Raw genomic sequence first — 15,170 nt, forward strand, 5'->3', positions numbered from 1 at the left:
TTTTTGACACTTTTTGGTTTTTTGAACTAAATATTGAAATTAAATTTTTATATTTCTTATTGATAGTTGTCATATTAAAATGTTTTAATTTAAAACTATAAAAATTATGTTTATTTTTTATCCTGTTAGTTGTTTTAAAATTTGTTTTTTAATTTCAATTCCTTGAATAATTTCAATTATTTTTAGTGAAAATTCCAATGAATAAAAAGCACTTTTAGCGGTTATAATTTTATCAAAATGCACTATGTTTTTGTCTTGGAATTTTTCCCCTTTTTTAGATTCATTTGGAAAACCTACATATTCAGTTTTATCATCAAAAATTTTTGTTTCAAAAAGAGCATTTGGTGCATCACAAATAGCAAAAATTCATTTTTTATTTTCTAAAAAATGATTGACTATATTTAAATTTTTAAAATCTTTTCTTAAATAAGTTGCTCCCTTACCGCCTGGAATAAAAATAGCTGAAAATTCACTTAAATCAATTTCTTTTTTAGTTTGTATTTTTACAATTTTGTGTTGTCCTATATATTCTCTTGATTCGTTATTATTATAAAAAATTATTTCAGAAAAAGTTTTCGCTCTTTCTAAAGTTGTAGTTACAGCAGTTAATTCAAAATCTTGAAAATCATCTTGAACTAAAACAAGTAATTTATTATTCATTTTTCCTTTCTAATCATATGTAACATTTGTAAGTTTTCGTAAATATATTATAAATCATTGCATAGTTTTTTCTAAGTCTGGTTGATTATTTTTAGTTAGAAAAAGTTTAATTTTTCCTAGCTTGTATAAATTATTATAAATTTCTGTTTCATCGGTTGAAGGAGTTAAACCTAAGTCAATAATTTTATTTGGATAATATTCAGAAAGAAGTTTATAACCGAAATTAAAAAAATCTTTTTTTGGTATTATTTCAGGTTTAATTGAACCGATTATAGCTAACTTTATCCCTATTAATTCATCTTGAAATTTAGGTCATAAAATACCAGGAGTATCTAATAATTGTATATCACCTGCATTTATCCACTGTTGTCCTTTTGTTACTCCTGGCATATCTCCAACTTTAGTTTTTGCATTTGAAATTAAATTAATTAATGTAGATTTTCCACTATTAGGAACACCCATAATAAAAACTCTTAATCGTGGTTTTAGTAAACCTTTTGCAGAATCTTTTTTTCTCTTATCTTCCAATCGGTCATTAATAGCTTTTAAAATTATTTTTTTGCTGCTATTTTCTTTTAAATTAACAAAAATTACTTTTGAATTTTCACTATTAAATCTTGATAAAATTTTATTTATTTTACTTCTATCTGACATATCACTTTTTGTAATTACAAACAACCTAGGCTTAGAAGGGGATATTTTATCAAATTCTTCATTGTAACTACTTATTGGAGCTCTACCATCTAAAACAATTAAAAACAAGTCTGCTAAAACTTGTTTTTCTTGTATTTGTTTCATCGCTTTTGCCATATGGCCTGGGAATCATTGAATCATATCAATTATTATAATGTATTTTTAAAAAAATAAGAAAGAAAAATTTCCTAATTTATAGGAAATTTCTGTATATTATTAATCAAACTTGATTTTAATTGAAGGTCCCATTGAAGCAGAAACTGTTAAGTTTAAAATATATGCACCTTTAACAACACTTGGTTTTAATTTTTTAATTAATGAAATTAATGTTTGTGCATTTTCTGCTAATGCTTGTGCACTCATTGAAGTTTTTCCAATTAATGAGTGAACAATACCAGATTTATCTGCTCTATAGTTTGCTTTACCTTTTTTAAGTTCTTCTACAGCTTTTGAAGGTGTAGGAGTAACTGTTCCAGTTTTTGGGTTAGGCATTAATCCTTTTGGTCCAAGTTTTTTACCATATTTACCTAAAACAGGCATCATTTTTGGATCAACTACCATTACATCAAAGTCAAATACATCATTTTTTAAAGCTTCTTCTAATTCACCTGTTGTATAAACTAAATCGGCTCCTGCTTCTTTTGAAGATTTTTGCATATCGGGATTATCTGTTGCTACTAAAACTCTAATATTTTTTCCTGTTCCGTTAGGTAATACAACAGCCCCTCTTAATTGTTGATCTGCTTTTCTTGTATCTAAATTTAATCTAATTGCTAAATCTACTGATGCATCAAATTTTGCATATGAAGTTTTCTTTACTAACTCCATTGCATCTTCTAAAGAATAAACTTTATCTTTTTCTACAAGTTCTCTTGCAGATTGAAGTTTTTTACCAATTTTTCTCATATTAGTTTTCTTCACTTTCTTGTTTTTCTTTTATAACTTCTGCATCTACAAAACCTTTATTTTCTGCAGCAGCTTTTGCATCTTCTTCTAGTTTAGCAGCTGAAGCAGCAGCTTTTGCATTTGCTTTAGCTTGTTTTTCAGCTTCTTTTTTAGCAGCTACAACATCGTCTCAACCTTCAACTAAAACACCCATATTTTTAGCTGTTCCTGCGATTGTTTGCATAGCTTTATCTAATGAGTCTGTGTTTAAATCAACTAATTTGTATTGTGCTATTTCTTTTAATTGTTCTAAAGTAATTGTAGCAACAATTTTAGTTTTAGAATTTGAAGAACCTGATTGAATTTTTGCTGCTTGTTTAATTTTATATGAAGCAGGTGAAGTGAATAATTTAAAATCAAATGATTTATCTTTATATATTGTGATAGCTACAGGAACTGGTTCGCTCCCTCTATCTCTTGTTTGATCGTTAAATTGCTTTGTAAATTCAGGCATAACAATACCTAAACCAGCTAATGCAGGACCAGGTTTAGCTTGTCCAGCATTAAATTGCAATTTAGCAACACGAACTATTTCTTTTGCCATTGCGAGCTTCCTTTCTTTCTCTTGGTGGTAATAACGATTTCTCTTCCACTAAGGCAATATAAATATTGCAATTGAAATTTTACCATATTTTGCTTTTTTAAATTAAAATTTAGTCTAATTTATCTAACTCATCAATTCTTGCTTGATGTCTTCCACCTTCGTATTTCGTTTCAAAATACTCATCGACCATTTTTTTTGCTTCTTCAAAAGTTGTAAATCTACCACTTAAAGCGATTGCATTTGCGTTATTGTGTAATTTTGCTAAATAAGCATCATTAACATTTGTAATTCTTGCTGCTCTAACTCCTTTGAATCTATTTAAAGCATATGAAATTCCTAGTCCTGTTCCACAAAAACCCATTCCAATATCTGCTTTTTTGCTTTGTAAATATTTTCCAAGTTTTTTACCATATGTAGCATAGGATACTGATTCTACTCCGTTAAAAGGACCTAAATCTTCCACTTCATATCCTTTGGATTTTACATATTCTAAAACTTTTACTTTTAAATCATAACCAGCATGATCGCTTGCGAATGCTACTCTAATTTTTTCCATACTATCTTAATCTTTCCAATGTTTCTACTTTTATAATTTGTGAAGGTTCGTTGCTTCCTTCTCCAAAATTATAAACTTGTTTTATTTTATTAAAAACTTTTTGTGCTTCTTTTAGGGTTAAATTTTTTTGACCAGAAATATTTGCACTTGTTACTCAGCAAGGACCAGTTTTTTCCAAAAACGCCTGTAATCCTTTTTGATTTGGCATTCTAAAACCTTGATTATTAACAATTAAAGTTATATTTCCAGGTCAAAATTTCTTAGCCAGTTCCTCTGCTTGTGAATTTCATTCTTGAAATTCTCTTGCTTGGTCTATAGAAGCAACTAAAATTATTATTTTTTTATTTATATCTCTTTGTTTAAGTTCATATAAAAGATCTATTTTTTTTGTTTTTACAGGAATTCCTATACCAACAACTGTATCGGTTGTAGTAATAAATACATCTTTATATTTGTCAATTTCATTCATTAATCAAAATCTTTCAATCATTTATTTTTTCGATCATCTTTTACACCTGAAAAAATTGATTCCATTGCTTTTTTCTCTGAATTTGATAATTTTGGAACATATAATTGTAAGTGAATTTTTAAGTTTCCATAAGAATTATTTTTTGGATTTTTAGAACCTTTATTTTTTACAGTTAATACATCACCTGATTTATAAGAATTATTCATTCTAATCTCTTCATTTCCATATGGTGTTGGAATTGTGATAAGATTTTCAGAAATAATATCAATTACAGAAACTGGCACAGTTAAATGAATATCATCACCAACTCTTGTGTAATGCGTATGATCTCTAACAGTTATTTCTATATATAAATCTCCATTTTGCCCACCATTTAATCCAGGACCACCATATCCATTTAAAACTACAGATTGCCCTTCTTTAATACCTGCAGGGATAGAAACTGTCAACTCTTTACTTTCTTTTATAATTCCTTTACCAGAACATAATTTACATAATTTTTGAATTCTTTTTCCTTTACCAGAACAATCAGAACAAGTTGCACTATTTTGAATTGCTCCAAAAGGTGTTTTAATAACTTTTGTAACGCTTCCTGTTCCACCACAAGTACTACATTGCTTAATATCTGCTGTAGAATTTGCTCCACTACCGTGACAATTATTACATGTGCTATATTTATCAAATTTTCTCTTTATGCTTGTTCCTAAAATTGATTCAAGAAAACTTATTGAATATTCAATTTTATAATCCGAACCGTCTTCTGGATAATTTTCTCTTGATTTTCTTCTGCCAAATCCACCAAAAATATCTCCAAAAAAGTCACTGAATCCACTGAATCCACCAAAATTTCCAAATCCACCAAAGCCTGCTTGTGCATTTGGATCAAAAGCATCATGACCATATTGATCATATTGTGCTCTTTTTTCTGGATTTGATAAAACTTCATATGCTTCATTTACTTCTTTAAATTTCTCTTCTGCATCTGTTTCTTTATTTTTATCTGGGTGATATTTCATAGCTAATTTTCTATAAGCTATTTTTATTTCTTTATCTGTTGCGTTTTTATTTATTTCTAATACTTCATAATAATCTCTTTTTTTCATAAATAAAATTTTAGCACATTTTATATTAGAGTGCTAAAATTTTGTATATTATTATTCGTCTATGTCATCTTTTGATACATCTAAATCTGTATAAACTAAGGTGTGATCGCTAATTTTTAAAATTCAATTTTGTAAGTTATCCTTTGAAGGTTTTTTATCAACTTTTTTCTTTCATTCTTTTTCTTCAATAATATTTTTTTTAAAGACAGAAAATATATCAAATCTTTGAGCGTTAGAAGTTTTTAAATCACCTTTATAAAGGATTTTATCATATGGTTCTGATCATTGTCGAGATCTGCCAAGACTTGTTTCTAAATTTCAATCAAGTAATGTTTTATAACCTGCTTTAATTGTTAAATCAAATGCTTTTCCTCCGTTATTTTCCTTTATATTTGTATCTCCCATAAAGAAAATATCGTTATTTTTGCCATCTTGTAAATCAAATCAATTTAAAACATTTTTTAACTCTTTAGCTTCATTTATTTCAAATTGACCTTGACCGGAATAACCGCTCGCTGCTGGTTCAACACCTCTTTTTTGTCCTGGAGAATCAAAGTGAGAGAATACTACGGTAAAATCATTATGTTTTTGATTTTTAACTCTAAAATGTGCTCCATATGGCGGTCTTGCATAAACGGTTTTTTCTTTTTTATTAAAGTAAGAAGTAAATTCTGGGTTTGGATAAGGAATTCCTAAATAAGGGTTTTTATTGTTTTGATATCCAGCAAATGGAATTGGTTCTAAAAATTTATTTTTATAAACTATACCTATATATTCTTGCTGTGATTCTTTACCTTTACCAAATAATTTAGGACTTAATAAATATTTTCAATCTCCATCAGGATCATATTCTTTTAATTTTTCAATTATTTTAGAAACAGCAAGTTCATTATTTTCATTATCAATTGTAACTTCAGTTAAACCAACTAAGGAAAGATTTTCATGATTAATAATTTTTGCTATTGCTTCATTTTTTCAATCTTGTTTTCCAGTGTGATTTAAAATATTTCAATGACCAATTCTTATTTTATCAAATCATAATTCTTGATTATTATCTGTTTTTTTGTTTAAATCATTATTTTTTTTGTATTCTTTTTGTCCTTTTTCATCGTTACTTGGAATAGAAGAGTTAATATTCTCTTTTGACGGTTGTTCCTGTTGTGTCTGTTTTGTAATAGGTTCTTGATGTGTTTGTTTTGAACCACATGAAGTAAAAACTAAAGGTAAAGAAAGAAAAGAAAATCATTTAATTCATTTTTTCATTTTATCTATTTATAAATAATTCTATTTGAAAACTTGAAATGTATTCTTCTTTAGCAGAAAATAAATCGTAATAAAAGGAAATAAAATTTTCTTCTCTTTCTAATTTTGTCATTTTATAAATGAAATCTAACTCACCATATTCAGTTTTAAAAGGACATACTTTTTCTTTATTTAACTCTAAATTAACAGTTGCATGACTTTGAAAAATATTAACTTTGTTTTTTGAAACTTCAATTCTTATAGCAATATTTGTATTTGGATCTTTAAAAATAAATGCATCAAATTCTTCTCATTTATCTAATTCTAAAGGAGAAATAAATTCAATTACTTTTTTATCATCATCCTTGATAATTGTTGAAACAAATTTTATAGTCATTTTTTCAATCTCTCTTTAATAATGTTTTCTCCAAATAAATAAATACTTTTTGCTAATTCTGGTCCATGTTGTTCAAGAGTGGAAGCAATTCTAATTGGTAAAAATAAATTCTTTCCAGATAATTTTGTTTGTTCTTTTGTTAAATCTATTGCTTTTTGAATATTATCAATTGAAAAATTTAAATTATTTAAATGACTGTAAAAAACAAAAATAACTTCTAAATTTATAGGGTTTTCCTTTATAAATGTTTCTGTTAAATCTTTTGGAAACTTGTAAATTCTTAAATTATTTTTAATTTCATTTAAAGTAGCAGCACTTTGTTTATATGTTTCTACAAATAATTCATTTCAATCAGAATCACTATTTAGTTGTAATTGTTCTTTTAAAATAGTGTTGCTTTGATTTTTCATATATTGTTTAGAAAATCATTCCATTTTCTTAATATCAAATTTTGAAGGAGATTTAGACAATCTATTTTCATCAAATTTTTCAATTAATTCTTTGTGACTTAAGATTTCCTGTGCATCTTCACTTGTTCATCCAAGTAATGCTAAGAAGTTAAAAATAGCTTCAGAAATATAACCTTCATTTTTATAATCTTCAATAAACTGTTTTAAACTTAAATCTCTTTTAGAAAGTTTTTTTCCTTCCATATTAGTAATTATTGTTAAGTGTCCAAATTTTGGTGTTTCTCAACCAAAAGCATCATATACCGCAAGTTGTTTAGGTGTATTTGTAATATGTTCTTCACCTCTTAAAACATGGGTGATTTCCATATCATGATCATCAACTACAACTGCAAAATTATAAGTTGGAAATCCATCAGATTTTTTTATTACTCAATCACCAATATCGTTTGAATTTACAGAAATTTGTCCTCTTACAATATCATTTCAAGCGTAATCTTTATTAGGTTTAAGAGCTAATCTTACTGAATATTCTTTATTTTTTTCTCTTGTTTCTTTTTCTTCTTCAGAAATTTTTAGCCAATTTCTATCATATCTAAAGCTGAAAATTCCTTGTTTTTCTTGTTCTTGTCTTTGTTGATCTAATTCTTCTGAAGTATCATATGCTTTATAAGCAAGGTTTTTAGAAATTAATCAATCTACTAATTCATTGTATCTATCAAGTTTTTCACTTTGTCTGTATTTTCCGTATTTTGAATTAGGATTTATTGGTGATTCATCTGGAATAATACCTAATCATTTTAGATTATTTAATTGTGATTCTTCTCCTCCTTCAACATTTCTCGAAACATCAGTATCTTCAATTCTTAAAACAAATTCTCCACTATAATGCTTAGCAAATAAGTATGAAAATAAAGCTGTTCTTGCTCCACCTATATGGAGATATCCTGTTGGACTTGGTGCATATCTAGTTCTTATTTTTTTCATTGTTTCTCCTTAGTTATTAATTTATAAATAATTATATTTTATTTTTTTAAAAAAATTGAATAAATGCAATAAAACTTCTTTATTTATTTTCAAGATAAAAGCAAACTTCCTTTTTGAAAGTTTGCTAATTTTGATTAATTATTTCAATTCTTATTTAAATAAAAATTTATTGAATATCAAAGAATAAAAGGATAAAAATCTTTATCATTTTTATAAATTTTTGTATCATTAACTTTTATGTAAGATTTTCCAAAGTATAGTCTATTATAAAATCAAAAAGTACAAGTTATTATATTAATAAATTTTTCTTTTTCATCTTTTATTTTTTCATTAAAATCTATTTTGTTTTGATCTATATAATTTAAAAGTTTAAAAGAAATATTTTCCTCTTTTTTGTAAAATTCAACGACTTCATTTTCTTCAAAATAAAAATCTTTACTTAAATATTTTTCAAAATAAACTAAGTCATTTTGATTTACTTCAATTTGATCTCAGTTTGCTTTTTTCTTTTCTTTTTTTAATTTTATTTTATAAACTATAAATGAAATAAAAGTTAAAAACAAAATATAAGCAATAGAAACAATAAATAATATAACATTGATATTAAAAGTTTTAGAATTAAAAAAATCAATAATCAAAAAACCTATTCCAAATATTAAACAAATAATTTCAAAAAATAAATAGATAATATCAAAATAAGAAATTTTTTTATTTGTAATAAGAAATTTTTTTCATAATTTTAAATCTACATTTTTTAAATTAATTATGTTCTTATATCTAATAAAAGTGATTGAAATTGTTAAAATTGTTGCTACAAGAATTGCTAAGAAAGTTATTATATAAGCTATCATTTTTCTCCTTTTTTAATTATAACTATTCTGTTTTTTTGATTAATATCTTTTTTTATTTCTATATTTAAATTTTCAAGAGACTTAAAATAATCTAAATTTCAATCTGAAATTTCAAATATAAGAATTCCTTCCTTTTTTAAAAAAGATTTACCATCATTAATAATTTTTTTATAAAAGTAATTTCCATCTTCTTTTGCAAATAATGCATTGTGATTTTCTCATTCTAAAACAGAGTGATCCAGTTTTATATTTTCAGGTATATATGGGGGATTAGAAATAATTAAATCATACTTTTCATTCGGATCTAATTTTTGAAATAGATTAGATTTAATTACTTTAATTTTTGAAGAAAATAAACAATTTTCCTTTATATTAGTCAAAATTTTACTTATAGCATTTTCATCATTATCAACTAAAGTCACTTCACAACCTATCTCATCAAAAATGGTTAATCCTATAAAACCAGATCCTGCACACATATCTAAAACTTTAGAATTTTTATTCAAAAATTTTAAAGATTCATTAATAACTTCTTCTGTTTCATATCTTGGGATTAAAACCTTATCGTCTGTAATTAAAAATTTTAGTCTGTCCATTTGAACAAAACCAATAATTTGTTGAATAGGCATTGAAGTTTTTAATTTATTTTCTTCTTCATTAGTAATTATTAATGGTAAATTATTTCTTATTTTTTCTCGTAATAAAGCTTCTCTTCTTTTATTCAAGTCCTGCATTTTGAATCTTTTCTGCTTGTTCTTCCGCTAATAAAGCTTCGATAATTGGATTTAATTGACCTGCTACAACATTTTTTAAAGATGTAGAAAAACCAATTCTATGATCTGTTATTCTATCTTGTGGATAATTATAAGTTCTTATCTTTTCACTTCTTGCACCAGAACCAGCTAATTTTCTAAAAGCACCTTCTACTTCTTGTTTTTTTCTAATTTCTAAGTCATAAAGTCTTGATTTTAAAATTTTCATTGCTAATTCTCTGTTGGCTATTTGGCTTCTTCCATCTTGAGAAGTAGCAATAACACCTGTAGGAATGTGTGTTATTCTTACAGCAGAATCTGTTGTATTAACGGATTGACCACCTGCACCAGAAGATCTAAAAGTATCTACTCTAATATCGTTTGGATTAATTTCAATTTCAACATCTTCATCTGCTTCAGGCATTACAGTAACTGTTGCAGTTGAAGTGTGAACTCTACCTTGAGTTTCAGTTTCTGGAATTCTTTGAACTCTATGAACTCCTGACTCAAACTTAAGTTTTGAATATGCTTTTTCACCACTAATTGAAAAAACTATTTGAGTAAAACCTCCAGCTACAGCAAATGTAGAATCAAGAACCTTTACTGTCATATCATTTGAATCAGCTCATTTATTGTACATTTTAAAAAGGTCACCAGCAAAAATGTTTGCTTCATCGCCGCCAGCTGCCCCTCTTATTTCCATAATAACGTTTCTTTCATCATTTTCATCTTTTGGCAATAATAAAATAATAAGTTCTTTTTCTAAAATAGGCATTTGCTCTTCACAGTTTGTTATTTCAGATTTAGCAAAAGCAATAATTTCTGCATCTTTTTCTGCAAGAAGAAATTTAGCTTCTTTTATAGTGTTTTCAAATGCTAAATATTTGTCAAATGTTTCTACTATGTCTTTGATTGAAGAAATTTCTTTAACAATTTGAGTGTATTTTTTTATATCACTCATTGTTTTTTCATCTAATAAAATTTTATTTAATTCATTATATTTTTCTTTAATTGAAATTAGTGATTTATACATTGAAGTTTCCATATTAATTTTAATTATATAAGAAAACTGCTTTTTTAAAAACTTAAAAGGCGAAAATTTAATTATATTTGTAAAGTTAAAGATTTATTAAAAGTTTTAAAATTTTATTTTACTTTGTAAAAACATTTCCAGTTTTAAACATAAAAAACATTTCTATATAAACAAGGACATAACTTTGGTAAGAAACCAAATTTATGTCCTTGTTTAAGCAAGAGTGAGTTGAAAATAGAGAACATTGAACGGAAATATTATGATCTTTATAAAACTTATTTAGAGAATAATAATAAGTAAAATGCAAAAAATCTGATAGCTACAATATATAGCAAGGTGAGTACTAAATTATAGTTATTACTATGAAAGTAGTGATAACTTTTTTTTATTTGAATTTTGTTTATTTTTTAGTTTATTTCTTTTATTAAACATACAAAAAAATAAAAAAATTTTTATAAAAAATAATTTGAATTATAATAATAATTATATATAGGGAGAAGTATGAAAGAAAAAATTAAAGCAGAACTAATGGAAAAAATAAACAATATTGAAATTCAAGAAAAATCTGGTTTAAACTCTTTTTTAGATGAGTATATTGAAAACAAAATTGAAAAAAATAAAAATAAAATTACAAAAGCGTTTAATTATGCTAACGATGATGAGTGATACACAACAAAAGAAGATATTCAATTTTTTATTGATAATGCAAAAATTCCTAAAGATAAAATAATTTGATGTCCTTTCGACTTACCAGATTCTAATTTTGTTACTGTTTTTAAAAAAAACGGTTACAAAGTGATTTCATCTCATATCTTAGAAAACAAAGATTTTTACAGTTATCAACCAGAACATTTTGACATTATTATCAGCAATCCACCTTTTAGAGGTAAATTTAAATTATTGCAAAGATTGTTAGAATTTAACAAACCTTGAGCACTAATTTTTGGAATTCAAGCATTAAATAGTGAAAAATTTTGTAATGAGTTACAAAAATTTGAAAGAGTTCAATATGTCCATTTAAAAAGGAGAATGTGCTTTACAAAAGATTATTTAAATTATGATGTTTTTAATCTAGATAGACCTTCTTTTGCAAGTATGTGAATAGCAAATAAAATGTTTGAAAAAGATATTCAAGTATGAAAAGGAGTAGATTATAAAAAAGATGGAAAAGAATTTATGTAATAAAAGAAAATTTACTATACTTGTCTCAAAGTCTTTATTTTCAAATTTAACCAAAGAAGCGAATAAAGAAGAATCTGACAAACTATATAGTGATATAAAACTTATTTTAAGTCTAGATAAAAAAATTGATATAAATGATGAAGTAGAATGAAAAAATACAGAAGCAAAGTTTCAGGGTTTAGTTATTGAAGAATTAAATGAATTAATTTATTTTACTCAAAAATTAGGAGAAAATGGTAAACCAAAATCTAGAAACACTTATATTATGCAGAATTTTTTGCCAGTTTTGTTGTTTAGTTATGAAAATAATATAAAAAATATTTCTGTATCATTACATCCTTTAGATTTGTTTTTATATATTGAAGAATTCCCAAAAACAATTTTAAAAGATTTTAAAATTTTTAGTACTTTGGGCATAAAAATTAATTATAGTTTAACAGCAAGACAAAAGAATAATTTGAATACTAAATTTGAAAATATAAAACATTTTCAATTAGAAAAAGAAAATTTAAAAAGGCAAAATAAAAGAAATTTATCAAGTTATATTGAGTATGATGAGTTAAAAAAAGAGATTAAACTATATGCTAAATTTGATGGAGCTAATGCATCAGATTCTTTAATCAGTGCAATAGTAATCAATAAAATATTTGAAAAAGATAAAGATATTAAGAGAAAACTTTTAATTTTAAAAACAAACGAAAAATTATTTGAAATTAAGCAAAATTTATTAAAAATTTTAAAACAAAATAATTTTGAAGTAAATAAACAACCAATCTTTTCTCAACCTATTTTTGATATAACCCACTCTGAAGAAGACTTAAAAAGAAATCAACCTCTTTTTAAAGAAAATATAAAAATTTGATATTGTGAAAATAATTTAAATCCAGATAAATGTTTAGTTTGTGGTTATCAATTTTCAGAACATTTAATTTCAGCACATATACATAGAGTTTCGGATGTAAAAAATGAATTTAAAAATAATAAAATTTCTTTCGATAATGCTAATAAATTGATTGTTGAAGGATGTAATGGTTTTTTACTTTGCCCTACATGCGACAAAGAATTTGAATGAGGAAAAATTTTCTTTGATTTAAATTTATATAAGTTTTTTTCTAATCCAGAAAATAAATATATTACAGAAACTATCAACATAACAACAAACAAAGAAAAATTTGAAGAAAACATTAAAAAACATCTAGTGAGAATTAAAAATTTATCAAAATAAAAGTTGAGTTCCAACTTAATTTTTTTATAAATTTAAAAATTTGGCACTTTTTACTTGTGAGTGCTAAAAAATATGCTATAATGTTTTCATAAATAAAAAAATCACTTATTAAAAAGGAGAATAAATATGGCAAAAGAAATAGTATTAGGAATAGATTTAGGGACAACTAACTCTGTTGTTTCTATAATTGAAGATAAAAAACCTATAGTTTTAGAAAATCCTAACGGAAAAAGAACAACTCCTTCTGTAGTTTCTTTTAAAAATGGAGATATTATTGTTGGAGAAATTGCAAAAAGACAATTAGAAACAAATCCAGATGCAATTGCTTCTATTAAAAGATTGATGGGAACAAGCAAGACTGTAAAAGCAAATGGAAAAGAATACAAACCAGAAGAAATTTCAGCAATGATTCTTTCTTATTTAAAAGAATATGCAGAGAAAAAAATAGGAAAAAAAGTTTCAAAAGCAGTTATTACTGTTCCAGCTTACTTTGATAATGCAGAACGTGAAGCAACCAAAACTGCAGGAAAAATAGCAGGATTAGATGTTTTAAGAATAATAAATGAACCTACAGCAGCTGCTCTTGCTTTTGGACTTGACAAAACAGATAAAGAATTAAAAGTTCTTGTTTATGACTTAGGGGGAGGAACATTTGACGTTTCTGTTCTTGATTTAGCAGCAGGAACATTCGAAGTACTTTCTACAAGCGGAGACAATAGGCTTGGTGGAGATGATTGAGACCATGAAATTGTTAAATGACTTTTAGAAAAAATTAAAAGTGAATATAAATATGATGTCACAAACGACAAAATGGCAATGGCTAGATTAAAAGAAGAAGCAGAAAAAGCAAAAATTTCTCTTTCTGAACAATCAATCACTACAATTTCATTACCATTTTTAGCAGTTTCTGAAAACGGTCCAATAAATGTAGAATTAGAACTAAAAAGATCAGAATTTGAAGCAATGACTGCTTATCTTGTAGATAAAACAAGAAAACCAATTATGGATGCCTTAAAAGAAGCTAAACTGGAAGCTAAAGATTTAGATGAAATTTTATTAGTTGGTGGTTCTACAAGAATCCCTGCTGTTCAAACAATGATTGAACATACATTAGGTAAAAAACCAAATAGAAGCATTAACCCTGATGAAGTTGTAGCAATTGGTGCAGCTATTCAAGGTGGAGTGCTTGCAGGAGAAATTGATGATGTTTTATTATTAGATGTTACCCCTTTAACACTAGGTATTGAAACAATGGGTGGGATTGCAACTCCTTTAATCCCAAGAAACACAACAATTCCAGTAACTAAGTCACAAATTTTCTCAACTGCTTCTGATAATCAACCAGAAGTTACAATTTCTGTAGTTCAAGGTGAAAGACAAATGGCTGCAGATAATAAAGTTCTTGGAACATTTAACTTATCAGGAATCGAACCAGCTCCAAGAGGAGTACCACAAATTGAGGTTTCTTTCTCAATCGATGTTAATGGTATTACAAAAGTTACAGCAAAAGACAAAAAAACAAACAAAGAACAAACAATAACAATTCAAAATACATCTACACTATCTGAAGAAGAAATTCAAAAAATGATAAAAGAAGCCGAAGAAAACAGAGAAGCAGATGCAAAGAAAAAAGAGAAAGTAGAAACAACAGTTAGAGCAGAAACATTAATTTCACAATTAGAAAAATCCTTAACTGAACAAGGAGATAAAATTGACAATTCTCAAAAAGAAATGTTAACAAAACAAATTGAAGAATTAAAAACTTTATTAAAAGAAGAAAAAATTGATGAATTAAAAACAAAATTAGACCAAATAGAACAAGCTGCTCAAGCTTTTGCACAACAAAGTGCTAATTCACAAGCAAACGCTTCAAATGAAGATAATGACTCTTTTAAAGCGGATGTTAAGGAAGAATAATTTAAATAGAAAAAGGTAATTTAATACCTTTTTCTATTTTTAATACCTTTAATTGAGGACCGTAACACATTTTGTGTAAAAATTTCTCAATAGCAAATATTTAAACTAAAATATTTATAAGGAGAAATTTTTTTATGACTAAAAAATTAGAAACCCCGTCTTTCCCAGTTGACGGGATTTTTTTATTTTTTTTCGCATATTTAATAC

Annotated in this window: 16 protein-coding genes; 3 read left to right on the forward strand and 13 right to left on the reverse strand. The window is 25.7% G+C overall.

Annotation, left to right across the window (positions count from 1 at the left end; genetic code table 4):
- Positions 1–117 precede the first annotated feature (117 nt).
- The 13 genes from ACXX86_RS02050 to prfA form a co-directional block, all read right to left on the reverse strand.
- The gene (locus ACXX86_RS02050) at positions 118–660 is read right to left on the reverse strand and encodes a DJ-1/PfpI family protein (protein ID WP_458557340.1); all 543 of its coding nucleotides are present in this window, start codon (positions 658–660) and stop codon (positions 118–120) included.
- A gap of 9 nt (positions 661–669) precedes the next feature.
- Positions 670–1,494 (reverse strand): ribosome biogenesis GTPase YlqF, encoded by an 825-nt coding sequence (gene ylqF / locus ACXX86_RS02055; RefSeq protein WP_458557341.1) that lies wholly within the window; start codon positions 1,492–1,494, stop codon positions 670–672.
- A gap of 75 nt (positions 1,495–1,569) precedes the next feature.
- Complete coding sequence (gene rplA, locus ACXX86_RS02060; RefSeq protein WP_458557342.1) at positions 1,570–2,259, reverse strand: 50S ribosomal protein L1; 690 nt, start codon at positions 2,257–2,259, stop codon at positions 1,570–1,572.
- 1 nt (position 2,260) lies between these two features.
- Positions 2,261–2,842: a 50S ribosomal protein L11 gene (gene rplK, locus ACXX86_RS02065; RefSeq protein ID WP_436358898.1), complete on the reverse strand. Its 582-nt coding sequence runs from the start codon at positions 2,840–2,842 to the stop codon at positions 2,261–2,263.
- A 109-nt stretch (positions 2,843–2,951) separates the two neighbouring features.
- Complete coding sequence (locus ACXX86_RS02070) at positions 2,952–3,398, reverse strand: RpiB/LacA/LacB family sugar-phosphate isomerase (protein WP_436358897.1); 447 nt, start codon at positions 3,396–3,398, stop codon at positions 2,952–2,954.
- A 1-nt stretch (position 3,399) separates the two neighbouring features.
- Positions 3,400–3,888 (reverse strand): Sua5/YciO/YrdC/YwlC family protein, encoded by a 489-nt coding sequence (locus ACXX86_RS02075; RefSeq protein ID WP_458557343.1) that lies wholly within the window; start codon positions 3,886–3,888, stop codon positions 3,400–3,402.
- Positions 3,867–4,970, reverse strand: a complete 1,104-nt coding sequence (gene dnaJ / locus ACXX86_RS02080; RefSeq protein WP_458557344.1) for a molecular chaperone DnaJ — start codon at positions 4,968–4,970, stop codon at positions 3,867–3,869. Before dnaJ ends, ACXX86_RS02075 begins: the two co-directional genes overlap by 22 nt.
- A 51-nt stretch (positions 4,971–5,021) precedes the next feature.
- Positions 5,022–6,233, reverse strand: a complete 1,212-nt coding sequence (locus ACXX86_RS02085) for an endonuclease/exonuclease/phosphatase family protein (protein ID WP_458561041.1) — start codon at positions 6,231–6,233, stop codon at positions 5,022–5,024.
- Between the two features lies 1 nt (position 6,234).
- Positions 6,235–6,609: a hypothetical protein gene (locus ACXX86_RS02090; RefSeq protein ID WP_458557346.1), complete on the reverse strand. Its 375-nt coding sequence runs from the start codon at positions 6,607–6,609 to the stop codon at positions 6,235–6,237.
- On the reverse strand, positions 6,600–8,003 hold the full coding sequence (gltX, locus tag ACXX86_RS02095; protein WP_458559264.1) for a glutamate--tRNA ligase: 1,404 nt from the start codon (positions 8,001–8,003) through the stop codon (positions 6,600–6,602). Before gltX ends, ACXX86_RS02090 begins: the two co-directional genes overlap by 10 nt.
- A gap of 134 nt (positions 8,004–8,137) precedes the next feature.
- A complete protein-coding gene (locus ACXX86_RS02100; protein WP_458560618.1) occupies positions 8,138–8,854 on the reverse strand; it encodes a hypothetical protein in 717 nt (238 codons plus the stop codon).
- A complete protein-coding gene (locus ACXX86_RS02105; protein WP_458560619.1) occupies positions 8,848–9,579 on the reverse strand; it encodes a peptide chain release factor N(5)-glutamine methyltransferase in 732 nt (243 codons plus the stop codon). The genes ACXX86_RS02100 and ACXX86_RS02105 overlap by 7 nt, the downstream gene beginning before the upstream one ends.
- Positions 9,572–10,651, reverse strand: coding sequence for a peptide chain release factor 1 (prfA, locus tag ACXX86_RS02110; protein ID WP_458560620.1), 1,080 nt, complete (start codon positions 10,649–10,651; stop codon positions 9,572–9,574). The genes ACXX86_RS02105 and prfA overlap by 8 nt, the downstream gene beginning before the upstream one ends.
- Positions 10,652–11,140: 489 nt before the next feature.
- Between prfA and ACXX86_RS02115 the strand changes: the two genes are divergently transcribed.
- From ACXX86_RS02115 to dnaK, 3 genes are all read left to right on the forward strand, one after another.
- Positions 11,141–11,821 carry a hypothetical protein gene (locus ACXX86_RS02115; RefSeq protein ID WP_458559260.1) on the forward strand — a complete coding sequence of 227 codons (681 nt, stop codon included), beginning with the start codon at positions 11,141–11,143 and terminating at the stop codon, positions 11,819–11,821.
- A complete protein-coding gene (locus ACXX86_RS02120; RefSeq protein WP_458561042.1) occupies positions 11,802–13,046 on the forward strand; it encodes an HNH endonuclease signature motif containing protein in 1,245 nt (414 codons plus the stop codon). Before ACXX86_RS02115 ends, ACXX86_RS02120 begins: the two co-directional genes overlap by 20 nt.
- A 126-nt stretch (positions 13,047–13,172) precedes the next feature.
- The gene (gene dnaK, locus ACXX86_RS02125; protein ID WP_458561043.1) at positions 13,173–14,963 is read left to right on the forward strand and encodes a molecular chaperone DnaK; all 1,791 of its coding nucleotides are present in this window, start codon (positions 13,173–13,175) and stop codon (positions 14,961–14,963) included.
- The last annotated feature ends 207 nt before the right edge of the window (positions 14,964–15,170 follow it).

Source organism: Mycoplasma sp. CB776 (assembly GCF_054343395.1).